The sequence below is a fragment of the Allobosea sp. CRIB-10 genome (assembly GCF_900112185.1).
Taxonomy (GTDB): domain Bacteria; phylum Pseudomonadota; class Alphaproteobacteria; order Rhizobiales; family Beijerinckiaceae; genus Allobosea.
Map to the genome: position 1 here is coordinate 36,991 of NZ_FOKP01000032.1, position 23,438 is coordinate 60,428.

At 64.9% G+C, this 23,438-nt stretch carries 23 protein-coding genes; 16 read left to right on the top strand and 7 right to left on the bottom strand.

Translation table 11 applies throughout. The features are described 5' to 3' along the window. Positions 1–25: 25 nt before the first annotated feature. Positions 26–1,006, bottom strand: coding sequence for an alpha/beta hydrolase (locus tag BMZ69_RS27510; protein WP_244543574.1), 981 nt, complete (start codon positions 1,004–1,006; stop codon positions 26–28). On the opposite strand from BMZ69_RS27510, the gene BMZ69_RS27515 reads away from it, so the two are divergent. Next, positions 1,005–1,406: a DUF2177 family protein gene (locus BMZ69_RS27515; RefSeq protein ID WP_092163014.1), complete on the top strand. Its 402-nt coding sequence runs from the start codon at positions 1,005–1,007 to the stop codon at positions 1,404–1,406. The two genes, BMZ69_RS27510 and BMZ69_RS27515, sit on opposite strands and share 2 nt — an antisense overlap. A gap of 33 nt (positions 1,407–1,439) precedes the next feature. Here the strand turns inward: BMZ69_RS27515 and BMZ69_RS27520 are convergent, their stop codons facing one another. The 6 genes from BMZ69_RS27520 to BMZ69_RS27545 are packed head-to-tail and all read right to left on the bottom strand — an operon-like array spanning position 1,440 to position 5,538. Continuing rightward, a complete protein-coding gene (locus BMZ69_RS27520) occupies positions 1,440–2,462 on the bottom strand; it encodes an SAM-dependent methyltransferase (RefSeq protein ID WP_092162971.1) in 1,023 nt (340 codons plus the stop codon). Then, complete coding sequence (locus BMZ69_RS27525) at positions 2,459–3,262, bottom strand: DUF1295 domain-containing protein (protein WP_092162972.1); 804 nt, start codon at positions 3,260–3,262, stop codon at positions 2,459–2,461. Before BMZ69_RS27525 ends, BMZ69_RS27520 begins: the two co-directional genes overlap by 4 nt. Beyond that, positions 3,259–3,882: a ChrR family anti-sigma-E factor gene (locus tag BMZ69_RS27530; protein WP_092162982.1), complete on the bottom strand. Its 624-nt coding sequence runs from the start codon at positions 3,880–3,882 to the stop codon at positions 3,259–3,261. The genes BMZ69_RS27525 and BMZ69_RS27530 overlap by 4 nt, the downstream gene beginning before the upstream one ends. Continuing rightward, complete coding sequence (locus tag BMZ69_RS27535; RefSeq protein ID WP_092162984.1) at positions 3,879–4,496, bottom strand: sigma-70 family RNA polymerase sigma factor; 618 nt, start codon at positions 4,494–4,496, stop codon at positions 3,879–3,881. The genes BMZ69_RS27530 and BMZ69_RS27535 overlap by 4 nt, the downstream gene beginning before the upstream one ends. Before the next feature lie 49 nt (positions 4,497–4,545). Further along, positions 4,546–4,908 (bottom strand): DUF2147 domain-containing protein, encoded by a 363-nt coding sequence (locus tag BMZ69_RS27540; protein ID WP_092162986.1) that lies wholly within the window; start codon positions 4,906–4,908, stop codon positions 4,546–4,548. A gap of 30 nt (positions 4,909–4,938) precedes the next feature. Beyond that, positions 4,939–5,538 carry a hypothetical protein gene (locus tag BMZ69_RS27545; protein ID WP_175507004.1) on the bottom strand — a complete coding sequence of 200 codons (600 nt, stop codon included), beginning with the start codon at positions 5,536–5,538 and terminating at the stop codon, positions 4,939–4,941. Positions 5,539–5,680: 142 nt separating this feature from the next. On the opposite strand from BMZ69_RS27545, the gene BMZ69_RS27550 reads away from it, so the two are divergent. From BMZ69_RS27550 to BMZ69_RS27620, 15 genes are all read left to right on the top strand, one after another. Further along, complete coding sequence (locus BMZ69_RS27550) at positions 5,681–7,021, top strand: NAD(P)/FAD-dependent oxidoreductase (protein WP_092163015.1); 1,341 nt, start codon at positions 5,681–5,683, stop codon at positions 7,019–7,021. Beyond that, positions 7,018–7,821: a DUF1365 domain-containing protein gene (locus tag BMZ69_RS27555; protein WP_092162988.1), complete on the top strand. Its 804-nt coding sequence runs from the start codon at positions 7,018–7,020 to the stop codon at positions 7,819–7,821. The genes BMZ69_RS27550 and BMZ69_RS27555 overlap by 4 nt, the downstream gene beginning before the upstream one ends. Beyond that, positions 7,818–9,056, top strand: a complete 1,239-nt coding sequence (locus tag BMZ69_RS27560; protein WP_092162990.1) for an SAM-dependent methyltransferase — start codon at positions 7,818–7,820, stop codon at positions 9,054–9,056. Before BMZ69_RS27555 ends, BMZ69_RS27560 begins: the two co-directional genes overlap by 4 nt. Before the next feature lie 612 nt (positions 9,057–9,668). Next, on the top strand, positions 9,669–10,823 hold the full coding sequence (locus tag BMZ69_RS27565) for a transporter substrate-binding domain-containing protein (protein WP_092162992.1): 1,155 nt from the start codon (positions 9,669–9,671) through the stop codon (positions 10,821–10,823). A gap of 55 nt (positions 10,824–10,878) precedes the next feature. Next, the gene (locus BMZ69_RS27570) at positions 10,879–11,529 is read left to right on the top strand and encodes an ANTAR domain-containing response regulator (protein ID WP_348272505.1); all 651 of its coding nucleotides are present in this window, start codon (positions 10,879–10,881) and stop codon (positions 11,527–11,529) included. A gap of 237 nt (positions 11,530–11,766) precedes the next feature. Next, on the top strand, positions 11,767–13,014 hold the full coding sequence (locus BMZ69_RS27575) for a transporter substrate-binding domain-containing protein (RefSeq protein WP_175507006.1): 1,248 nt from the start codon (positions 11,767–11,769) through the stop codon (positions 13,012–13,014). Positions 13,015–13,077: 63 nt separating this feature from the next. Continuing rightward, positions 13,078–13,947, top strand: a complete 870-nt coding sequence (gene urtB / locus BMZ69_RS27580) for an urea ABC transporter permease subunit UrtB (RefSeq protein ID WP_092162997.1) — start codon at positions 13,078–13,080, stop codon at positions 13,945–13,947. A 25-nt stretch (positions 13,948–13,972) separates the two neighbouring features. Beyond that, a complete protein-coding gene (urtC, locus tag BMZ69_RS27585; protein WP_092162998.1) occupies positions 13,973–15,091 on the top strand; it encodes an urea ABC transporter permease subunit UrtC in 1,119 nt (372 codons plus the stop codon). Further along, complete coding sequence (gene urtD / locus BMZ69_RS27590; RefSeq protein ID WP_092162999.1) at positions 15,088–15,852, top strand: urea ABC transporter ATP-binding protein UrtD; 765 nt, start codon at positions 15,088–15,090, stop codon at positions 15,850–15,852. Before urtC ends, urtD begins: the two co-directional genes overlap by 4 nt. Next, positions 15,845–16,540: an urea ABC transporter ATP-binding subunit UrtE gene (gene urtE / locus BMZ69_RS27595; protein WP_092163000.1), complete on the top strand. Its 696-nt coding sequence runs from the start codon at positions 15,845–15,847 to the stop codon at positions 16,538–16,540. The genes urtD and urtE overlap by 8 nt, the downstream gene beginning before the upstream one ends. 26 nt (positions 16,541–16,566) lie before the next feature. Continuing rightward, entirely contained in the window at positions 16,567–17,601 is a 1,035-nt protein-coding gene (locus tag BMZ69_RS27600) for an aliphatic amidase (RefSeq protein WP_092163001.1), read from the top strand. 76 nt (positions 17,602–17,677) lie between these two features. Continuing rightward, positions 17,678–19,009, top strand: a complete 1,332-nt coding sequence (locus BMZ69_RS27605) for a purine-cytosine permease family protein (RefSeq protein WP_244543576.1) — start codon at positions 17,678–17,680, stop codon at positions 19,007–19,009. Positions 19,010–19,052: 43 nt separating this feature from the next. Next, a complete protein-coding gene (locus BMZ69_RS27610; RefSeq protein ID WP_092163002.1) occupies positions 19,053–20,072 on the top strand; it encodes an alpha/beta fold hydrolase in 1,020 nt (339 codons plus the stop codon). A 57-nt stretch (positions 20,073–20,129) separates the two neighbouring features. After that, positions 20,130–20,930 (top strand): CbbQ/NirQ/NorQ/GpvN family protein, encoded by an 801-nt coding sequence (locus BMZ69_RS27615; protein WP_175507007.1) that lies wholly within the window; start codon positions 20,130–20,132, stop codon positions 20,928–20,930. 10 nt (positions 20,931–20,940) lie between these two features. Then, the gene (locus BMZ69_RS27620) at positions 20,941–23,148 is read left to right on the top strand and encodes a nitric oxide reductase activation protein NorD (protein WP_175507008.1); all 2,208 of its coding nucleotides are present in this window, start codon (positions 20,941–20,943) and stop codon (positions 23,146–23,148) included. Positions 23,149–23,438 lie beyond the last annotated feature (290 nt).

Here is a 23,438-nt window from a genome sequence, read left to right on the forward strand (position 1 = left end):
TAACGCTCGCAGCTTGTGGCTGCGGTCAGGCGCTTTCCAAAAAGCTGATGACATCATCGAGAACGGGCGCACGCCAGGCAATAACGCGGGCGAGCGAGGCCGCCGTCCCTGCGTGCCCTAGGCCCGGGTAGATCTTGAGCATCACCGAGCGCGCTCCTGCACGTCGTAGCGCCGCGGCCAGTCTCTGGCTGTTGCGGGGCAGGACGGTTGTGTCGTCGGCGCCGGTGGCGAGCAGGATCGGCGGCACATCCGCACGCGCGAAACTGACAGGTTGCGTCCGCTCGAGGCTAGGCGCGTTGCCGAAGGCGGCTTTGGTGACGCCGAGGTCGAGCGGCAGGAAGTCGTAAGGGCCCGATAAGCCGACGGCCGATCGGATGATGCTCGACGAAAGACCAGCACGAGCGAGATAGCCCCTGTCGAGTGTCAGCATCATCGCGTTGTAGGCCCCCGCCGAATGTCCCATGAGATGGATCCGGCGCGGGTCGCCACCAAAACGGGCTATGTTGTCACGCACGAAGCGCAGCGCTGCGGCACCATCCTCGACGAAGACCGGGAAGCGCACTTCCGGCACAAGCCGGTAATCGGCGATCACCGTGACGAAGCCGCGCGCAGCCAGGGCATCGCCGACGAAGGCGTAGCTCTCCTTGGCGCCGTTGGCCCATGACCCGCCATAGATGAAGAAGACGACCGGGCGACCGGCTCCGCCGCTGCTCGGGAGGTAGATATCCATCGTCTGCCGTGGGTGGGCACCATAGGCGACATCCCGCGCGCCCTGGTTAAAGGCGCCGGGCCTCAGCGCGGCGCAGCCACTGAGAACGATGGTCGACAGCGCCGCCATGACAGCGCGCCTGGAATTCAAGATGGTCATGAGCGCCTTCGCATTGCCGGCCATGCGATGGATACGCCGGATGGAGCGCGCTGGATCCCGGATCGGTCGATCGGCTCGATGTAGTCCGGAAACGTAGATCCTGCGTATCTGTGGGCACAGGCCAATGGAGATCGTCATGCGCTTCGTCGTCGGTTACGTCGCCTTTCTCGTCGCCTTCGGCATCTGCGATGCGATATGGCTCGGCACGATGACGACCAGGCTCTATCGCCCGGCGCTCGGTGACCTGATTGTGGAGCCGATCCGCTATGTGCCTGCGGCCCTGTTCTATTTCGGCTTCCCGCTTGGCGTCCTGCATTTTGCGGTGATGCCGGCCCTGCGCGGCGGCGGCGCGAACGATGCGCTCGTCAACGGCGCCCTGATCGGCCTGCTCGCCTATGCAACCTATGACCTGACGAACTATGCCACCTTGCGGCCTTGGACCCTGACGATCACGCTCGCCGACATCATCTACGGTACTGTCGTGGTCGGTTTCTGCAGCTGGGTCGCCTACGAGGTGGCGCGCCGCGTTGGCGGCTGAAGCAGGGGCTATCGCCGCTTTATCGCTGACCGATCAGACGGGGCGCAGCCGGTAGTGGTTGACGCCCCAGGCTTCGCCGCCGGAGTGCCCGAACAGTCCGCTCGTCGCGAGGAAGAACAGGCGCCAGCGGCGGCGCCAGAGTGGCGCGTTGTCGCCGTAAACCTCGCGCAGGATGGGGTCGATGGCCGGCAGGTTGCGATCGAAATTCGCCAGCCAATCGTCCGCGGTGCGCCGATAATGCTTACCGCCCCAGCGCCATGCCTCCTCGACTGCGAAGAGGTCGGGAAACTCGTACGCCAGTGCCGCGCTGGGCATGATCCCGCCGGTGAAGAAGTGCTGCGCGATCCAGTCGGCATCGTCGCCGACATCGAAGCGGTAGCAGCCCCGCGCATGCGCGAAGATGTGGATGAACAAGCGTCCGTTCGGCTTCAACCAGCCATGGACGCGCCCGAGCAGCGAGCGCCAGTTCGCCATGTGCTCGAACATTTCGACCGAAACCACGCGGTCGAAGCGCTCTTCGATGGCGAAGTCGTTCATGTCGGCGGTGATGACGCGAAGATTGCCGAAACCGTGCTCGCGCGCCTGTTTTTCAATGAAGGCACGCTGCGAGGCCGAATTCGAGACCGAGACGATGCGCGCCATCGGATACGCCTGAGCCATCCAGAGCGAGAGCGAGCCCCAGCCGCAGCCGAGCTCGAGGATGTCCTGTCCGTCTGCGAGGCCGGCATGCTCGGCGCTCAAGGCCAGCGCCCGATCTTCGGCCGCCGCCAGCGTATCGCCGGGTTCGGCGTAGTAGCAGCAGGAATATTTTCGCCTCGGCCCCAGCACCTGCTCGAAGAAGGCGGCCGGCACCTCGTAATGCTGAGCATTGGCGGCATCGGCATGCAGCGCGATCGGCAGTTCCGCCATTTCCCGTGCGAAACCGGCCGCATTGCCGGGCTTGGCCATGAGGGTACGATCCGTTCGCCCGACGAGCGTGGCGATCACCATGCGGCTGACCGCATCGGGCACTGGCAAGGTCTCGCCCCAGCTCGAAAGCCTCTGCATGATCGTCATGACCCGGCTCCTTTGGGCGGGAGTGGAATGAAGGGGCTGGTCCGGAGCTGGTAGTCGCGATAGGCATCCCCGTGCTTGGCAAGCATATGCTCCTCGAGCGGCGGAATGCCGGATACCCGAACGAGGAGCAGGGTGATCGCGGCGGGTGCGAGCCAGGCGAGCCAGCCAAAGGGGTAAGCCGCGGCGGAAGCGATCACCGCGTAGGCGCTCCAGAGCACGCATTCGAAGAAATAGTTGGGATGCCGCGAATAGGCCCAGAGCCCCTTGTCACAGACGCCACTGCGACCGGAGCGGGCAAAAGCGCGAAGCTGCCGATCGGCGATGCCGCCGCCGATGATTCCGGTAAAGAACAGGCCCAGACCCAGCCAATCTTGAGGCTGGCCGAAGGCCACCGGGTTATGCGCCGACAGGACAACGCCGACAGCGAGCGGAATGCTCGCAAGCGCCTGCAACTGCAGTAGCCGCGCCATTTTCCTGGGTGCCTGGGACCCCCAGTCGCGCTTCATGCGGGCATAGCGAGGATCATCGGAAATCCCTGTCGTGCGTCCGGCGATATGCAGGCCGAGCCGTAGAGCCCATGACGCGACGAGCGCCGCCACTAGAAGCCGGCGCGCGAGCGGCCCTTCGCCGAACGGCAGCAGAGCGCCGGCAATGCCGGTCGCGCCGAGCCCGAAGGTCCAGACCACGTCGATCCAGCCAGAATTGCCGGTCCGGCGTTCGATCCGGGTCGCCAGGCTCATGGCGGCCGACATCGCGACGGCGACAAAGAGCAATGCCGCCGCGAAGGAGGCCAGCGTCACAGCCGCACCAGCGGCTGCAGCAGGCGGCCGAGCCAACCCTGGAACAGGACATTGCCGGTCATGGCGACGAGGCAGGTACAGCCGTCGACCGGATCGACGCGCGGCGTGTGCTCGTGCTCGGCGTCCGCCTCGTCGAAATCACCCGCGGCGTAGCGGCCGTATTCGTGCTCGTAGGCGCCGGACAGGATCGTCGTCCATTCGAGGCCGGTATGCTTATGGTGTGGAAGTGCGATCCCTGGCCCAGCCCGCAGCATGAAGACGCGTGACTCCGATCCAGGGACGTCGACCCGCCGCATCGCGATCCGGATGCCGATCGGCCGCCACGGCCCTAAAGCATAGGGACTCAGCGCACGAGGGAGGCCTGCTTCAGCCGGGCGGGGCGCTCTGGCAGCCTCCGGCAGCGATTGCGGCTCGGCTGAGTCGAGTGGCCGTGCCGTCATCGCCACGGGCTCCGCGGCATCGAGCATGGCACCCTGGATAGCCTGGAATTCCCTCAGGCGGCGCCGGCTCTGGCCGTCCAGTTCGACATGCGCCGCGACGACGAGCGCAAACCCTTCGTCGAGTCTGCCGGCGGCGAAAGCGGCGAGTGTCTCGTCGGAAGCACGATGGACCGGGCTCATCGCAGATCCTCCAGCTTGCCCCGCAGATGCGACAGAGCAAGACGCAGCCGCGACTTCACGGTGCCGAGCGGGATCGCCAGATGCTTCGCCACGTCCTGATGGGTGAACCCTTCCAGGAAGGCGAGCTCGACAACCCGATACTGGTCGGTTGACAAGCCGGTCATCGCTGCCCTGACCCGCGCGTCGCGCTCAGCTCCCGAGATCGTCTCGTCAGGTTGTTGAGGGCCTTCTTCATCCAGAATCTCGTAAACTTGTGAAAGCCGCGAGCGAGTCTCACGCCGGGCGATATCGATGCGCCGGTTGCGGGCGATGGTGGCGATCCAGGTCGAAGCGCTCGCCTTGTCGGGGTCGAACATCGCGGCCTTGCGCCAGACCGACAGCAGTGTCTCCTGCGCGATTTCCTCTGCCAGCTCAGCCGAAGCCCCGCCGCGCATCAGCAATCCTTTCACGCGCGGCGCGAAATGGTCGAACAGTTCTGCAAAAGCGTCCCGGTCACCCGAGCGCGCAATGGCAGCGATCAAGGCATTAGGGTCGAACAAGGCGAAAAACCGGTCTCCCTGCGCAACTGACGCCCCGCGCATGTCTTCGACAGTCAAGGCGAATGCGGCAGCCATATCCAAAATACGGCGGCGGAACGAGAACGGATCACCGCCGGGCCGAGCACTATTCGGCCGCCTTCCAGCCGACGTCGCGGCAGATCAGGCGGCCAAGAATGCAGCCACGGGTGGTCAGCTCGCCAGCTCCCGTCCTGACGGTCAATGAGTAAGTCCAGTCACGCTTCGGATCGTAGGCGGTGCCGGAGAAGCTGCCGTCGGCCTGGCGCGTCAGCGTCATCACCAGCTTGTCGCCGGCCGCCTCGCCCTGGCTGGTATCGCCGATCCAGAGATTGGTGGCGCAGATCTTGTCACCGCAGGGCGCGATACGGACACGGGCGTTGCCATCGTCGCGCAGCCAGGTGCCGTCCAGGGAGGTCGCGCTGGCGGCGGACGGTGAGGCGATGATCAGGGCGAGCAGAAGGCGTCTCATGCGATGTCCTTTCCGCAGGTTGCGCCTCTTCTACGTTCCTTGGCTCCTTCCGGTTTCATCGTCCGCAGCGATACCGGGAGATCGTTGAACGAAAAGCCAGCCGATCAGCACCGTCAGCGAGGCCGCGCTCAGAAAGTTCAGGCGCTGGAGCGAGGCGTATTCCTGCTGCTCATAGAGATGCAGCGGTCCTGCGATGGCATCGACGGGCAATAGATAGGCCCCGAAGCCCAGCCCCGTGAAACCGGCGGCATAGAGGCCTTCGTCACGGCGAAAGAGCAGGACGGCCAGCACCAGGCAGGGAAACAGGAAGGCTTCGACACCTGATGAGCCGCCAAAGACGAAGCGGCAGAGCAGCGTATTGCCGATGCCGGCGCAGAGCATCAGGGAGCGGCCAAGCTTCGAGCTCCGCCGCATCACGGCCGGCACCATCGCGAAAAGAGGCGTCGACAGAAAGGTCAGGAGGGACGGGCCGATCACGGGCGATACCGCCCAATGGAGATAGAGCGGGTAGAAGGGCTGGTTCGAAACGATCACCAGCGCAACCGTGTTCGCGACCGCCTCGCGCGGTCCGGGGTGGGCGGCATAGGCGCCGACCGCCGCAGACAGTCGCTTCAGACCCGTTGCGGGCATCGATCCGCCTCCCGTTTGCCTCAGTCAATTTACGTTCGCCGCTGGCAATCGGCTCACCCTGTCCATCGCGATTTCCGCGGGATGGCGGCAAATCCAAAGCCAGGTGCCCGGCGTATAGCCTTCCACCAAGCAAGGAATGGCCATGGCGCGGGCTCACGGACACGCAAAGAAGATCGCCGTCATCGGCGCCGGCATTTCCGGCCTGTCGGCGGCCTGGCTGCTGAGCCAGGCTCACGATGTCGTGCTGATCGAGGCCGAGCCGCGTCTTGGTGGCCATGCCAACACAGTCCTGGTGTCGGGCCGGGATGGCGGCGAGACGGCGGTCGACACCGGCTTCATCGTCTACAACGAGAAAACTTACCCGAATTTCGTCGCGCTGCTCGCCGATCTGGGCGTCGCGACGCAGCCGACCGAGATGTCATTCGCCGCCTCGCTCGACGACGGGCGTCTCGAGTACAGCGGTACTAGCCTGAGCGGGCTGTTCGCGCAGCGGAGCAATCTGGCCAGCCCGCGCTTCTGGGCCATGCTCCAGGGCCTCGTCCGCTTCTATCGCGACGCGACCCGCGATGCGCAGGCGGGACACGCGGCAGATATGACGCTCGGCGACTATCTTGCGGCCGGCGGCTATGGCGATGCCTTCCGCGACGATCATCTCCTGCCGATGGCGGCGGCGATCTGGTCGGCGCCCTGCTCCGAGATCCTGGGCTATCCCGCCCAGGCTTTCCTGCGCTTCCACCACAATCACGGCCTCCTGCAGCTCACTGACCGACCGGTCTGGCGCACCATCAGTGGTGGCAGCGCCCGGTATGTCGCGCGGCTGCGCCAGCAGTTCGGTGGGAGCGTCCGGCTTGGTGCGCCCGTACGTCAGGTCAGGCGTTCGCCGAACGAGGTGCTCGTCTCGGGCGAAGGCTGGAGCGAGCACTTCGATGAGGTCGTGTTCGCAACACATGCCGACCGGACGCTGGCCATGCTCGCCGATCCCGATCCGCTCGAAGCGTCCGCACTCGGCGCCTTTCGCTACAGCCGCAATCGTGCCGTGCTGCATGGCGACGAGGCCCTGATGCCGAGACGGCGCCGCGCCTGGGCGAGCTGGAACCATATCGGCGAACGCGGCAGGCCGGATGCCGCCTGCGCCGTCACCTATTGGATGAACCGCCTGCAGGGCCTGCCGGAGACCCGGCCATTCTTCGTCACCTTGAATCCACCCGCTACGCTGCGCCAGGAAGCCATCCTGCACGAAGAGGTGTACGAGCATCCGATCTTCGACCGGGCCGCGCTCGCAGCCCAGGAGCGGCTGTGGGCTCTGCAGGGCGCCCGGCGCAGCTGGTTCTGCGGCGCCTATTTCGGCTCGGGCTTCCACGAGGACGGGCTGCAGGCCGGGCTCGCCGTGGCCGAGGCTCTCGGCGGCGTGCGACGGCCCTGGCAGGTCCGCGACGAATCCGGGCGCATTCCGCTCGCCCCGCCACATGAGCTGGCGGCATGATCAGGCATTCCGCCCTTTATGTCGGCCGCGTGCGGCACCATCGCTTCCGCCCGAAGCCGCATGCCCTGTCCTATCGTGTCTTCTGGATGCTGCTCGACCTCGACGAGATCGACGCCGTCGCCGCGCAGCTGCGCCTGTTCTCGCGCAACCGCTTCGACCTCTATGCCTTTCGCGATGCCGATTACGGCGATCGCAGCGGCCGGCCACTGAAGGAGCAGGTGGCCGAAGCGCTGGCGGCGGCGGGAATCGACTGGGACGGCGGCGGGGTCAGGCTGCTGACCATGCCGCGCATCCTCGGCTATGCCTTCAACCCGCTCAGCACCTATTTCTGTTACGGCCGCGACGGCGGCCTGCGGGCGACCGTCTACGAGGTGCACAACACCTTCGGCGAGATCCACAGCTATGTCGCGCCGGCCGGCGCCGAGGCTCATCCTTTGCGGCAGGAGGCGGAGAAGCGCTTCCATGTCTCGCCATTTATGGGGCTGGCGATGTGCTATGCCTTCCAGGTCGAGCCACCGGGCGAGCGCGTCTCGATCGCCATCGATGGGCATGACCATAGCGGGAGACTGATCACCGCCTCGCTGAGTGGCCAACGCCGCGCGCTCGACGACGCCACGCTCCTGCGCCTGCTCGCAACCCATCCGCTGCTGACCTTGAAGGTCACCGCGGCCATCCACTGGCACGCGCTGCGCCTCCTGGTGAAGCGCGTTCCCTGGTGGACGCACCCGGCTCCGCCGGAACGCCCTTTCAGCATGGGGCAGGCGGTAGCACCTCATCCGAAGGGATCGACGCAGCCATGAGGCTTCCCGACACCGAACGCCCGGCACCGATGGGCGAATCATCGCTTTCGCTGCCGGGCGGAATCGGCCTCTCGCGCTGGTTCCTGCGCCGGCTGCTGTCGCGCATTGCTGTCGGCCGGTTGAGCATCGTCACGCCCGAGGGCGAACGACTTTGGAGTGGTCCAGCCGCGCCGGGCCCGCAAGCGGCAATCGTCATGAAGACCTGGCGGGCCATGCGTCGCCTCCTGCTCGACGGTGATATCGGGCTCGCCGAGGCCTATCGCGATGGTGATTTCACCACGCCGGATCTGACGGCGTTGATCGAACTCGGTGCCCGCAACGATGCAACGCTCCGCCAGCTCGTTTCCGGGACCTGGCCGGCCCGCTTGCTCAACCGGCTGCGACACTGGCGCAACGCCAACAGCCGGGCTGGCAGCCGTCGCAACATCACCGCCCATTACGACCTCGGCAACGACTTTTACCGGCAGTGGCTCGACGAGAGCATGACCTATTCGTCGGCGCTCTACGAAGCACCGACGGATACGCTCGAGGCTGCCCAGGACCGCAAGCTCGACAGGATCGTCGAGATGCTTGCGCTCACGGGAGGCGAGCACGTCCTCGAGATCGGCTGCGGCTGGGGCGCCCTCGCCGAGCGTCTGGCGCGCGAGGGCTGCCGCGTCACGGCGATCACGCTATCCCCGGCACAGCTCGCCTATGCGCAGCGGCGGGTTACCGAGGCCGGTCTCGAAGATCGCGTCGAGCTACGCCTGCAGGACTACCGTGACCTTAAGGGCCAATTCGATCGCATCGTCTCGATCGAGATGATCGAGGCCGTCGGCCGCGACTATTGGCCGACATATTTTGCTACCTTGAGCCGCTCGCTGGCTCCTGGGGGCCATGCAGTCCTGCAGGCGATCACCATCGACGACGCTCTGTTCGAGCCCTACCAGCAGGGCACGGATTTCATCCAACGCTTCATCTTCCCGGGCGGCTGCCTGCCTTCGGTCCTTGCTTTGGAGGACGCTGCGGCCTCCGCCGGTCTGGCCACGATCAAGCGCCTCGCATTCGGTGAAAGCTATGCCGCGACGCTGAAGGAGTGGCGTCGGCGTTTCCTGGAACGCTGGCCGCAGATCGCCGCGCAAGGTTTCGACGAGCCGTTCCGCAGGCTCTGGGAATTCTATCTCTGCTACTGCGAGGCCGGTTTCAGGGCTGGGACGATCGATGTCAGTCTGATTGCCACCGGTGGACGGCAGTAGCTGCCGGACTGCGCCTCATCTTTTCCTGCATGCGCCAAGGAGCGGAAGTTGGCATTCATCCGAGAAGCGGACTTTGAGCGCGAACAAGCAGTAAGCTTGGCTCACAAGCTCGATGCGCTCGTCTCCCTTTGCGGATGGTGGCTTAGGCTCGTCAGCGACAACGGCACCGAGCAGATCCTACTTGCGACCTCCGAGAGTAGGGAGAGCAACGCGATGAGCGGACTACATCGCGCCAGATCGAAAAACTCCATCGCCAGCTAGCGTCGCCGGATCGGAATTTTTCTGCTCCGAGCGGTCAGGAAAACGGAGGCAAGCCGACTGATACGTCTATATGTCGAAGCAGGAGCCGTGAGCAGCGGACGCCTCGTTGACACGCCCGGCATTCTGAAACTAGCATTCGTCGTACTGCCGTTTCAGGCGCAGCAATGAGGCTGCGGCAACATGACAGGCGATGCTGCCTCCATTGATCGGGCTCGACCCCGGTCGTGGGGGCATTTTTGTTTGGCGGAGGGATGGCCGGAAGGGGTTGCCTGAGCGGAAATGACTCAGGGCGAGCACAGAGAACGAGATGCCGCCCAACGCGTTGAGGGACGCGGGAGGAGATAAGAAACGATGAGAAAACCGGTTCGTTGCGTAGAGCGGACATCCGCTCCGTGGCGCGTGGGCGTGCTGTTTTCGCGGACCGGCTTCATGTCGGTCATCGAGGAGACGCAGCTGCGCGGAACCTTGATCGCGATCGACGAGATCAACGATCGCGGCGGCATTCACGGCAGGCCGATCGAGCCGGTGATCTATGACCCGGGCTCGGATGCCCGCTCCTATGGGCAATATGCCAAGCGGCTGATGGTCGAGGACGGCGTCAGCACGATCTTCGGCTGTTATACCTCTTCGAGTCGCAAGGCCGTCCTGCCCGTGGTCGAGCGGCTCGACGGCTTGCTCTGGTATCCGACGCTCTATGAGGGGTTCGAATTCTCGCCCAACGTCATCTATACGGGCGCGACGCCGAACCAGAATTCCGTACAGCTCTGCCGCGCGCTGATGCAGCAATTCGGCACCCGCTTCTTCTTCATCGGGTCCGACTACATCTATCCGCGCGAATCCAACCGGGTGATGCGCGATCTCGTCCGCAGCAATGGCGGCACAGTCGTCGGCGAGCAGTATTTGCGGCTGGAAGCGGACCGCAGCGAATTCGTGCCCCTGCTGCGCGAGATCAAGCGCGCCCAGCCCGACGTCATCTTCTCGACCGTGGTCGGCGAGTCCACCACCTTCCTCTATCAGGCCTATCACGATCTCGGCCTGAATCCGAAGACGGTTCCGATCGCGAGCCTGACCACGACCGAGGCCGAGATCCGGGCGATGGGCCACGATGTCGGGGAAGGGCACTACACCGCGGCCGCCTATTTCCAATGCGTCGAGAACGAGCGCAATTCGGATTTCGTCTCCCGCTATCACAAACGCTACGGCGACGACGAGCCGACGAACATGTGTCTGGAATCGTCCTACTTCCAGGTCAATGTCTTCGCGAAATCGCTGGAGGCGACGAACTCGCTAGATACGCGCTGTTTGCGCTCCTGGGTGATGGGTGCCGAATTCGATGCGCCGCAGGGCTGCGTCTCGATCAATCCGGTCTGGGGGCATGCCGATGTCTGGACGCGGATCGGACGCGCCAACCGCAACGGACAATTCGATATCGTCTTCCAATCCACCACAAGCGTGAAATCGGACCCCTATCTGATGGGGCAGGGCCGCGCGCTTGAGCTGTGCTGAACACACAAGAACAGCCACCAGCCGCGACGGAGAAGAGGCGACCAGCTTCATGGCGATGACAGGGTACGCATACGAGCGCGCCGGAGGGCCGCATCCCACCGAGCCCCGCGCCACCGTTTCCGAACGACCGGCGCGGCAAGGAGCCGTCGAACCAGAGCTCAATATCGCCGTGATGGTCGAGCGCGACGACCATGGCGAGTTCCTGATCCGCGAACTGCAACGCCAACGTGCGACGGTGAGGCATGTCTGGCCGCTGCCGTCGCAGATTCCATTGCAATACGACGCCATCTTCTGCGCGCTCTCGGTGGACCTGCCGCAGCGTATTCCCTGGGTTCCGGGCGAGCCGTCCTCCGCGCTGATCCTGGTCGACGACGGCAAGGCGCCGCTGAACCTCAAGCTCATCCACAACTGCGCCGCGCACGGCCTGCTGCATTATCCGGCCACCTCGCGAGCAATTCAGTCGGTGCTGATGCTCGCGCGCGAGCATTTTCAGTACGAGCGGCGCCTGCGTGGCCGGATCGAGAAGCTCGACGAGAATCTGCGCACGATGCGGGTCGTCGAGCGCGCCAAGGTGCTGCTGATCCGGCTCAAGAACCTGACGGAGGACGAGGCTTATGGCTTCCTGCGCAAGCAAGCCATGGAGAAGCGCGTCACCATCGCGGCCGTCGCAACGGCCGTGATTGACTCGCATGATCTGCTCAGTTAGCATCATTACAGTTTCAAGACGGCAAGGCTGCCGTCTCACATAGCGGGTCATGATGCCCCCCACGCCGTCGCGGAAGCGAAGCGTGGGGTTTTTTGTTTTCTAGACCCAGTTCGATACGCGTTTGCGCGGCGAGGCTGCCGCAGTCCACATTCCGAGGCGATGAAGCCCCGAACGACTCCGTCCATCCGGACGGTGCCGCTCGGGGCTTTTTCTTTTGCAAGAAAAAAGGGGAAAAGGGTGAAAAACGACAGGCGCACATTCATCAAACATGCTGCCGCGGCGGGTGCTTTCACCGCCGCAGGGTTCCCGCACATCTGGTCGAAGGACGCTTCGCTCGCCTATGCCCAGAGCGGGCAGATCAGGGTCGGCGTGCTCTTCTCGCTCACCGGCACCACCGCCATCATCGAGGAGTCGCTGAACAAGGCGACGATCATGGCGATCGAGGAGATCAACGCCGCCGGCGGCGTCAACGGCATGAAGATCGTGCCGGTCGTCGAGGATCCGGCGTCCGATCCCGCGACATTCGCCGAGAAGGCCCGCAAGCTCGTGCTCAGCGACAAATGCGTCTCGGTGTTCGGGTCCTACACCTCTGCCAGCCGCAAGGCGGTTCTGCCGGTTTTCGAAAGACAGGCGAACCTGTTTTTCTACCCGACGCTCTATGAGGGCCGCGAGTGCTCGAAGAACGTCATCTATACCGGCGCCGTCCCCAACCAGCAGCAGGACGACTTCGTGCCCTGGCTGGTCGAGAAGTTCGGCAAGCGCTGGTACATGATCGGCTCGAACTACATCTATCCGAAAGAAGAGAACAACTACTGCAAGAAGCTATTGAAGAGCCTCGGCGCCGAGGTGATCGCCGAGGAATACGTTCCGCTCGGACATTCCGAATTCTCGTCGGTGATCAACAAGTTCCGCTCCGAGAAGCCGAACGTGATCTTCTCCACCGTGGTCGGGGATTCGGTCGTGGCGCTGCACCGGCAATACCGCGCTGCCGGCCTCGATCCGGCGACGATGCCGATGGCGAGCCTGACCACCTCGGAAAACGAGGTCGCGGCCATGGGCGGTGATGCGGCCGCCGGACACTTCACCTCGGCGCCCTATTTCATGGTACACGAATCGCCGGAGAACAGGCGGTTCGTCGAGGCCTATCGGAAGCGCTGGGGCGCCGACAAGGTCACGCATTTCGTGTCGGAATCGGCCTATTTCCAGATCTATCTGTTCAAGCAGGCGGTGGCGAAGCTGAAGGCGGGCGACATCAACCCGCTCACCATCCGCGAGGCTCTGAAGGGCGAGCAGTTCCAGGCCCCCCAGGGCTTGGTCAAGGTCGAGCCTGAGAACCTGCATTGCTGGCTGCATCCGAAGATCGGCCAGTGCCAGTCTGACGGGCAGTTCAAGATCCTGAAGCAGTCGGCGAACTGGCTCGAGCCGAACCCCTACAGCGCCTATCCAAACCAGAAGTGCACGGCCGAAGGGCTGAAGGAAATCTGATCTTTCGATTTCGCCGGCGGCCGCGCCACGCGGCCGCCATGCACGCCTCCGGACAGGTTCGTCATGGATTTCGTCGTTTCTCAGCTGCTGACCGGGCTCAGCCTGTCGTCGATCCTGCTGCTCGTCGCGCTCGGTCTTGCCATCATCTACGGCGTCACCGGCGTCATCAATCTCGCCCATGGCGAGTTCGTGATGCTCGGGGCGTATTGCGCCTGGCTCTTGCAGACCCAGCTCGGCTGGGGGCTGCTGCCGAGCCTGATCCCGATCTTCGTCGCGGTGGCACTGCTGGGCCTCGCCATCGAGTACCTGGTCATCCGCCATCTTTACGACAGGCCGCTCGACACCATCCTGGCGACCTGGGGACTTGGTGTCATGGCCCAGCAGATCGTGCGCCTGCTGGCGGGCGGCGAGTTGCGCTATGTCCAGATGCCGGCGGCTCTGTCCGGAAGCGTCAACATTCTCGGCGCCACCGATTCCGCCTATCGCCTGTTCGTGCTGGCGCTCGCCCTCGGGCTGTTCGCCCTGACCTGGTACATCTACCGCCATACCTCGATCGGCCTGCAATTGCGGGCGATCACCCAGAACCGCCAGATCGCCTCGAGCTTCGGCATCAACGCCGGCCGCGCCTATCGGCTGACCTTCGCCTATGGCGCCGGCATCGCCGGGCTGGCGGGCGCGCTGATCTCGCCGCTCAAGAGCGTCTCGCCGGAGATGGGCACGGGTTACGTGGTCGACGCCTTCATGGTCGTCGTGGTCGGCGGCGTCCAGAGCCTGTTCGGCACGGTCGTCAGCTCCGGCCTGCTCGGAGAACTCACCGGCGCGCTCGCCTATCTCAGCAACGACACCATCGCCAAGGCGCTCGTGCTCGCCGCGGTCGTCGTCATCATCCGCTTCCGGCCGCAGGGGCTCTTCACGCCCCGCATCCGCGCCTGACACCTCCATGAAACGAAGCTTGCCGATGTCAAACAAACCGATCCTGCAGCTGTCGATCTATGGGGCCGTCTGCCTGGCGCTCCTGCTGGTCCCGGCCTTCATCGACGACGCCTTCCTGCTCAACAAATTCGCGCGCTACCTGATCTTCGGCATGCTCGCCGTCGCGCTGAGCCTGTCCTGGGGTTATGCGGGCATCCTCAATCTCGGCCAGGCGACGACCTTCGGCCTCGGCTCCTATTGCATGGCGATGGCGCTGAAGCTGAAGACCGTGCCGATCCATACCGGCGCCGAGGGTCTGCCGGACTTCATGGTCTGGAACAACGTCACCGAGCTGCCCTGGCTCTGGTGGCCGTTCCAGTCGCTGCCCTTCGCCGTCGCGGCCGGCATCCTCGTTCCCGCCGCCTTCGCCGCGCTGCTCGGCTGGTTCATGTTCGGAGGGCGTGTCGCCGGCGTCTATTCGGCGATCATCACCCTGGCCGCAATGGTCGTGGTCAACCTGATCATCATCGATCAGCAGAGCTACACCGGCGGCTTCAACGGCATCACCGATCTCGCGCGCTTCGAGGTGCTGGGCATCACCTTCGACGCCTATGCGCGCTCCACCTATTTCCTGGTCGCCGGCAGCCTGACGCTGGCGCTCTTTGCCGCGCTCGCGCTGACACGGTCGAAGACCGGGCTGATCCTGCAGGCGATCCGCGATCAGGAGGAGCGCGTCCGCTTCTTCGGCTACAATGTTGCCCGCTACAAGACCTTCGTCTTCGCAGCCTCGGCCGCCATCGCTGGCGTCGCCGGCATGCTCTACACGATCGTGATGGAGTTCGCCTCGCCGACCTTTCTCGGCGTGCCGCTCAGCCTGTCCATCGTCATCTGGGTTGCGGTCGGCGGCCGCCAGAGCCTGCTCGGCGCCATGCTCGGCGCGCTGCTGGTGACGGGCGTGCAAGGAAGCCTGTCGGAATCGGAGACCTTCCTCAGCACCTGGACGCTGGTGATGGGCGGGTTGTTCGTCCTGATCGTGCTGTTCATGCCGCGCGGGCTGGCCGGCATCGTCTCCGGCCTGCGCCGTCGCGACGCACCCCAGAATGCCGCAGCGCAGCGGTCCCGCCCCGTCGATGCCGCCGGTGCTCCGGCAGGGAGGACGGCATGACCGGCGCGGCACAGTCGCAGCTCGCTCTGCGCAACGTCACCGTATCCTTCGGCGGCTTCGTCGCCGTGGCCGGTCTCGACCTCACCGTCAACCGGGGCGAGCTGCGCTGCCTGATCGGCCCCAACGGCGCCGGCAAGACCACGACGCTCGACCTGATCTGCGGCCGCTCGCGGATTTCTTCAGGCGCGATCGTCTTCGACGGCAGGGAGATCCACCAGCTCAGCGAGTTCGAGATCGCCCGGACCGGCATCGGCCGCAAGTTCCAGGTGCCGAGCGTCTTCCGCGAGCTCAGCGTGCGGGACAATCTCGAGATCGGCAGCTCGCGCCAGTACGGCGTCCTGCGCAATCTCGGCAAATTCGGCGGCGCCGCCGATCGCGAACGCCTCGAGCGCCTGGCCGAGCTCGTCGGCCTCTCCGACGATCTCGACAAGCAGGCGGCGCAGCTCTCGCACGGCCAGACGCAATGGCTCGAGATCGCGCTGATCCTGGCACAGGACCCGCAGCTCATCCTGATGGACGAGCCGACCGCGGGCATGACCGCCCACGAGACCGAGAAGACGGCCCAGCTCTTCAACACGCTGCGCGGCAAGCACACGCTGATCGTGGTCGAGCACGACATGGGCTTCGTGCGCGACATCGCCGAGACGATCTCGGTGATGCACCAGGGCAAGCTGCTGGCGCAGGGCACCGCCGACGAGGTCTCGGACGACCCTCTGGTTCGCGAGGCCTATCTCGGCTCGGGAGGCATCGGCCATGCTTGAGCTCAGCAATGTCGACGGCTTCTACGGCCGCAGCCGCGCCCTGCAATCGGTCTCGCTGAGCGTGGGCAAGAGCGAGTTCGTCAGCGTGCTGGGGCGCAACGGCGTCGGCAAGACGACGCTGCTGCGCACGATCCTCGGCCTGATGTCGAAAACCTCGGGCTCGATCCGGCTCGACGGCAGCGAGATCGGCGAATTGCCGACGCATCGCCGGGCCAAGGCCGGACTGGGGTACGTGCCGCAAGGCCGGGGCATCCTGCCCGACTTCACGGTGCGCGAGAACCTGCTGCTGGGAACCTACGCCGCCGAGACCTCGGAACGGCGGATCCAGGACTACGTCTTCGAGCTTTTCCCGATCCTGCGGGATTTCCTCAGCCGGCGCGGCGGCAATCTCTCCGGCGGGCAGCAGCAGCAGCTCGCCATCGCTCGCGCGCTATTGTCCCAACCCAAGATCCTGCTGCTCGACGAGCCGACGGAGGGCATCCAGCCCAACATCGTCGAGCAGATCGAGGACATCCTGATCGACCTCAACCGCAAGCGCGGCCTGTCGATCATCCTCGTCGAGCAGAACATCACCTTCGCGCGTCGCGCATCGCATCGTTTCGCGATGCTCAACCGGGGCAGCGTCGCGGTCAGCGACCGCATCGAGGCGCTCTCCGACGATCTCATCCATCGCTACCTCGTCGTCTGAGACGAGCAATCCAGGGAGACCAGAGCATGTATCACGGCGATATTACGAGCAGCAGGGACACCGTCGGCGTCGCCGTCGTGAACTACAAGATGCCGCGCCTGCACACCAAGCAGGAGGTGCTCGCCAACGCGCGCAACATCGCCGCGATGGTCGAGGGCATGAAGGTCGGCTTGCCGGGCATGGACCTGGTCATCTTCCCGGAATATTCGACGCACGGAATCATGTACGATTCCAAGGAGATGTATGAGACCGCCTCGCAGATTCCGGGCGAGGAGACGGAGATTTTCGCCGCCGCCTGCAGGACAGCGAATGTTTGGGGCGTTTTCTCGCTGACTGGCGAGCGCCATGAGGAGCATCCCAACAAGGCGCCCTACAACACGCTCATCCTGATGAACAACAAGGGCGAGATCGTCCAGAAATACCGCAAGATCATGCCCTGGGTCCCGATCGAGGGCTGGTATCCGGGCGACTGCACCTATGTCTCGGAAGGGCCGAAGGGCCTGAAGATCAGCCTGATCATCTGCGATGACGGCAACTACCCCGAGATCTGGCGTGACTGCGCCATGCGCGGCGCCGAGCTGATTATCCGCTGCCAGGGCTACATGTACCCGGCCAAGGAGCAGCAGGTACAGATCTCGAAATCGATGGCCTGGGCGAACAACGTCTATGTCGCGGTCGCAAACGCCTCGGGCTTCGACGGTGTCTATTCCTATTTCGGCCATTCGGCGATCGTCGGCTTCGACGGCCGCACGCTCGGCGAATGCGGCACCGAGGAGAACGGCATCCAGTACGCCCAGCTCTCGGTCTCGGCGATCCGCGATGCCCGTAAGAACGGCCAGTCGCAGAACCATCTCTTCAAGCTGCTGCACCGCGGCTACACCGGCCTGATCAACTCCGGCGACGGCGACAAGGGCACGGCCGCCTGCCCCTACAATTTCTACGCCAAATGGATCAACGATCCCGAGGGCACGCGCGAAATGGTCGAGGCGATGACCCGCACGACCGTCGGCACCGACGAATGCCCGATGGACGGCATCCCGAACAAATCGGCCCATCGCTGAGCCGGACGAAACGCGCCCGGCGCGCCTGCGCCGGGCGGAGCCACCGAGCATCCGACAACAACAAGGGGGTATCGCGGTGTCCAAACATTCCGCAGGGCCGGGCGCGGCTGCGCCGGCCGATACTGATCACGTGCTCGGCGAGGAATACGAGCACGAGCCGGTGCCGATGGCGGCGCGGCGCAGTCTGTTCTCGATGGTGATGGTCTGGGCCGGGTTCCCGATGATCATCACGGGCGCCATGACCGGTTCCCTGCTGGTTCTGGGCATGGGCTTCTCCCGTGCGCTCGTCGCCATGATCGTCGGCAACCTGATCATGCTCGCCTATGTCGGCGCACTCGGCCTGTCGGCGACCCGCAGCGGCATGAACTTCGCGCTAATCGCGTCGCGTGTCTTCGGCACGAAGGGCTATGCGCTCGCCTCCGGCCTGCTTTCGACGCTGCTGCTCGGCTGGTTCGCGGTCCAGACCGGCATCACCGGCGCACTCGTCGCCAGCACTTACGGGCTGAACTATGTCGCGATGACCATCGTCGCGGGGCTGCTCTATATCGGGATCACCTTCGTCGGCGTGCGCGGCCTGCATCTGATCGGCCTGGTCTCCGTGCCGCTGTTCTTCGTGCTCGGCCTCTTCGTCGTCGTGCACTCGGCCGGCACGACCAGCTTCGAGGCGATCTGGAACTTTGCCGGCAACAACGGCGTCGCGACGATGTCGATGGGCGTCGGCCTGACCGTCGTGATCGCGCTCTTCATCGACGCCGGCACCGTGACCGCCGACTTCAACAGATGGTCGAAGACCGGCACTCATTCGCTGATCGCGACGTTCTCGGCCTTCCCGGTCTCGAACCTCGTCGCAATGCTCGTCGGCGGCATCATGACCGCCGCTCTCGCCGTGCCGAACGCCAACCCGTTCGGCGCCGACAACATGTTCGGCTACATGAACAGTCTGCAGATCGGCTGGCTCGGCGTCCTCGCCTTCCTGTTCCTCTACATCAATCTCGGCTCGGTCTGCTCGCACTGCCTCTACAATGCGGCGACCGGCTGGTCGCGCATCCTGCGCTCGAAGATGCGCCTGATGGCCGTCATCCTCGGCCTCGTCGGCATCGCCATTGCCGCCGGCAATGTCTGGGCCTTCTTCATCCAGTGGCTGTCGCTGCTCGGGATCATCGTGCCGCCGATCGGCATGATACTGCTGGTCGAGGCCTATGTGCTCAAGCACGGCCCGGCGGTGCAGAAGGAATGGCGCACAATGCCGTTCGTCTCCTGGGCGATCGGCGCCGCGGTGGGCTTCATCGTCGAGTTCCAGGCGCCGCAGCTTTCGACGGCGATCAGCGCCGGCCTCGTCGCCGCCATCGCCCATCTCGTCCTGACCTATTCGGCGGCCGGGCGGGCCGCGGACCGCGCTCCGGCCTGACCGGGCCGGCTCCATCGACATCCCCCTTTGAGAGAGTATCGCGATGACGACCGACTACGAGATCTTCGAGCTGGGCGATCTTGCCCTCCAGCGCGGCGCGACGCTGCGCAACGCCAGGCTGGCCTACAAGACCTTCGGCACGCTCAACGCGGCCAAGGACAACGCCATCGTCTATCCGACCTGGTATTCCGGCCAGCACTACGACAATGAATGGCTGGTCGGGCGCGGCATGGCGCTCGATCCCGACAAGTACTTCATCATCATCCCCAACATGTTCGGCAACGGGCTGTCATCGTCGCCGAGCAATACGCCCGAACCCTACAACGCCGCCCGTTTTCCGAAGGTGACGGCCTGCGACAACGTCCGCGCGCAGCACCGGCTGGTGACCGAGCATTTTGGGATCGAGCATCTGCGTCTCGTCACCGGCTGGTCGATGGGCGGGCTGCAGACCTTCCATTGGGGCGCGCTCTATCCCGACATGATGGATCTGCTCGCGCCGTTCTGCGGCTCGGCGAAATGCTCCCGCCACAACTTCGTCTTCCTCGAAGGGGTGAAGGCGGCGTTGACCGCGGACGACGCCTTCCGCGACGGCTGGTATGTCGACAAGCCGCAGAAGGGCCTGCGCGCCGCGGCGCGGGTCTATGCCGGCTGGGGCTTCTCGCAGGCCTTCTATCGCGAGGAACTGGACATCAGGACGCTGGGATACAGCTCGCTCGAGGACTTCCTGGTTGCCTTCTGGGAGGGCTTCTTCCTCGATCGGGATCCCAACAATCTGCTGGCCATGCTCTGGACCTGGCAGAACGGCGATATCTCGGCCAACGAACTCTATAACGGCGACTACAAGGCCGCGCTCGGCGCAATCAAGGCGAAGACCTACGTGATGCCCGGTCAGACGGATCTGTATTTCCCGCCGGAAGACAGCCGCAACGAAGTCGCCAGCATGCCGAATGCGAGCTTCGTCCAGATTCCATCGATCTGGGGGCATTTCGCCGGCGGGCCCGGCACCAATCCCGTCGATATCAAGTTCCTCGACGACAGGCTCAAGGAACTCCTCGCATCCTGACGCAGCGCGCGCGGTGGCGAGTGACGGCTGCCGCGCGACCATCAAGGGCCTGACGACGTGACGAACCTGGACGCCTACCGCATCGCCAAGGAACCTTTCTACCGCTCGGTCGGAGGAGAAGTGGGGCTGTTCGAGGCCGCCTATCGCAGCCGGATGCCGGTGATGCTGAAAGGGCCGACCGGCTGCGGCAAGACTCGCTTCGTCGAGCACATGGCCTGGCGCCTGGGCCGGCCGCTGATCACCGTGTCGTGCCATGAGGACATGACCGCCTCGGACCTCGTCGGGCGCTATCTGCTCGATGCCGAGGGTACGGTCTGGCACGACGGGCCGCTGACCTTGGCGGTGCGCCAGGGCGCGATCTGCTATCTCGACGAGATCGTCGAGGCCCGGCAGGACACCACCGTGGTCATCCACTCGCTCACGGACGACCGGCGCATCCTGCCGCTGGAGAAGAAGAACGAGGTGGTGAAGGCCCACCCCGACTTCCAGGTCGTGATTTCCTACAACCCGGGCTACCAGAGCGTTCTCAAGGACCTGAAGGAATCGACCAAGCAGCGCTTCGCCGCCATCCCCTTCGACTATCCCGAAGCGGCGGGCGAGGCCGAGATCGTGATGCGGGAGGCCGGCGCCGACAAGCGCACTGCCGAGGCGCTGGTGCGCATCGGCGCGCGTTCGCGCAACCTCAAGGGCCATGGGCTCGAAGAAGGCGCCTCGACGAGGATGCTCGTCAACGCCGCCCTGCTCGTCGCCGCCGGCGTCCCGATCATGGAGGCCTGCCAGGTCGCGCTCGTGATCCCGATCACCGACGATGACGATCTGCGCGATGCGTTGACGGGTGCCATCGCAGCCTGCGTCTGATGCCATGACGATGACCGAAGGTCGAACAGGTGCGGCTCGGAGTTTTCCGGCCGAATGGCAGGGGCGCTGGAGCGCGGCTCATGCGCGCATCGACCAGGCCGGCTATGGCGACCTCGTGGCCGGCGCCTATCGCAGCGCCGGGCCAATCGTCGCGGCGAGAGCGGGGCCGGCCGAGGCGATCAGGCTCGGCGAATCCGTCTCGTTCGTCGCGATTCGTTCCGGCCGCCGGGCGGCCTGCCTGCTGATCGATGCGGCCCTGCATGCCGCCGAGGCTGCTCGTCATCCATCCGAGCTCACATCGTGGCTCGAACTGGTCGACGACATCGCCAGACGCGCGCCGAAGATACTGAGCGCCTTCCTGCAAAACGGCTCGCAGGTTCTCGACAGGCTCGGTTTCGCCGGTCTTGCGGTCTTTGCGCGCATGGGGCTCGATCTCGGTCGCGATGACGCTCACCGCTTGGCCTTTTTTGCGCTGCAGAGCCCGGAAGCGCGCCAACTGCTCGAACGGCAGCATCCATCCGCTTCGTTGCCGGGCTTGCTGCCCGGGCTGAAGCCCTATCTCCGCGCGCTTTGGGCCATCTCGCCGCCGATCGTCGAAACACCGGGCGATGCGCCCGAAGCGATGCGCCGCCGCGCCGGCTTCGGCGGGGGCGGCGTCCGTTTGCCGCCATCCTATGCCGGTTTCCCGGCGAGCGATCAGAAACAGCTCCATCGCGCGACGCTGGCCCATATCGGCGCGCATCACCGCTTTACCCGCAAGAAATTCCCGGCCACGGGCCTGAAGCCGCTGCAGCTCGCGCTGGTTTCGCTGATCGAGGATGCGCGGGTCGAGCGGCTGGCCCTGTGCGAGATGCCGGGATTGTTCGCGCTCTGGCGGGGCTTCCATGTGGCGCGTCCTGAAGGTGCACCGGTTGCGATCACGCTGATGGCGCGGCTGGCGCGGGCCCTGCTCGATCCGTCCTACGAGGATCCGCATGGTTGGGTGAGCAAGGGCCGGGCCCTGTTCGAGGAGGCTGCCGCAGTCGACATCGGCTCCCAGCAGCTCAGCCGCCATGTCGGCGGGCTGCTGGGCAATGACATCGGCCAGATGCGGCTGCAGTTCGACGCCAAGAGCTATGTCGTGCAGCCGGCCTATCGCGACGACGGCATGGGCGTCTGGGATTTCGGCGACGACAATCCAGAGGTCCCATACGAGATGCAGGCGCCTGCGGAGGGAGCCCGCCTCGAGCAACGCGAGAGCGATGACGGCCGTCCCGAGCCCGACACGCTCTCCGACGATTCCAGCGGCCGCGCAGCCATGGTCGAGGCGAGCGAGGATGTGGCCGTCGCGCGCTATCCGGAGTTCGACTATGTGACCGGGCGGGAACGCCCGGACTGGTGCACGGTCCACGAGCCCGCCGTTCCCATGGCATCGCCCGCCGCATTGCACCGCGCCATCGAGCAGCGCGCCGATCTCGCCAGCCGCCTGACCGCCATCATCAAATCATCCAAGGTCAGCCGTCAGCAGCGGGTGCGCCGGCAAGCGGAAGGCGAATGTCTCGACATGGACGCGGCGATCGAGGCGGTGATCGCGCGACGCTCCGGCCAGGTGCCGGAGGATCGCATCTACGGGCGCTATGAGCGTCGCCACCGCGATCTCGCCATCCTCGTGCTCATCGATAGTTCCGCCTCCACCGGAGAACGCGTCAGCGGTCGCAGCGAGACGGTGCTGGAGACGGAACGCCTTGCCGTGGCCATGCTGGCGAAGGCGATGACCGAGCTCGGCGATCCGTTTGCACTTGCGGCATTTTCCTCCAACACGCGCGACCATATCGGCTATCAGCGGATCAAGGATTTCGCGGGCCGCTACGATATCGCGGCCGAGGGCCGGCTGGCCGGCTTGCAAAGCCACCACTCCACACGGCTCGGAGCGGTGATCCGACATGCCGGCAAGGACCTGAAACGGCAGCTGAGCTATCGCCGGCTTCTGCTGATCATCACCGATGGCGAGCCGCACGACATCGATGTCGACGACCGCCGCTATCTGGTCGAGGATGCGCGCGCTGCCGTCCACGGATTGCACAACGATGGCATCGATGTGTTCGCCATCGTCCTCGATTCGGAGGCCGAATCCTACGCACCGCGCATTTTCAGTCGCCGGAACTGCATTCAGTTGAAGTCGATCGAAACCTTGCCCGAAAGGCTACCGGGCTTGCTGCTGCGGTTGGCGATGCAGTGAGACTGTGCGTGACAAGCCGTTGAGGCTGGAGATCTTGTGCGAGCACCTGATGTGGATCAACGCCGAGACGGTGCGAGTAACGGTAGCCATTTCCAAGCTGTATCGTCCGGCAGTCTGGACTGCCCCCGGTCCGTTAGACATCGCCGACCTATCCTTGGACTGCCCCCGGTCCGTTAGACATCGCCGACCTATCCTTGGACTGCCCCCGGTCCGTTAGACATCGCCGACCTATCCTTTGAGCATAGGAGGTTGGTCATGAGTTCGCAGAGATTTGCACCGGAATTCAAGGA